The sequence below is a fragment of the Patescibacteria group bacterium genome (genome assembly GCA_026415775.1).
GTDB lineage: Bacteria > Patescibacteriota > Minisyncoccia > UBA6257 > JAAZHW01 > SKW32.
The window spans coordinates 360-902 of the sequence record JAOAGL010000010.1; the positions used below are offsets into that span (position 1 = coordinate 360).

The 543-nt window shown below is 47.9% G+C and carries 1 rRNA gene (cut by a window edge); it reads right to left on the reverse strand.

Annotated elements, in window-relative coordinates:
- Positions 1-364, reverse strand: a 23S ribosomal RNA gene (locus N2692_03095); its annotated part reaches 359 nt to the left of the window's first position; the annotation flags it as partial.
- Positions 365-543 lie beyond the last annotated feature (179 nt).

A 543-nucleotide genomic window follows, 5' to 3' on the forward strand; every position in this document is an offset into this window, starting at 1 on the left:
TACCTACTATGGTGCATTTTCCCACATGCTTCTGCTAGCAATCTTAAATGACGTATGCAGTCCTCAACCCCGAAGGCATTGCTGCCCTCGGTTTGGCCTCTTTCCCCTTCGCTCGCCGCTACTAAGGAAATCGATGTTTCTTTCTCTTCCTCCGCCTACTTAGATGTTTCAGTTCAGCGGGTTACCTCCATATGGCTATGGATTCACCATACGGTGCTAAGGTATTGCCTTAGCGGGTTCCCCCATTCGGAAATCTGCGGGTCTATGGATATTTGCTCCTAACCGCAGCTTATCGCAGCTTGTCACGTCCTTCATCGCCTGCAAGAGCCAAGGCATCCTCCATGTGCCCTTAAGTAACTTTATCAATGCCCTATGAAATTGCAGATGCATTATCCATTAATGCACCATATCATCCAGCATGTCAAAGAACTTGTTCCTTTAAAAGGAAATTGAGGGATGAAGCCGGAGTTGAACCGCGCTGCCAAAAAGCACTCGCCGGAGTTCATCCTGTTTTTTGAAGGAGGGGTATGAGTGGAGGATAAC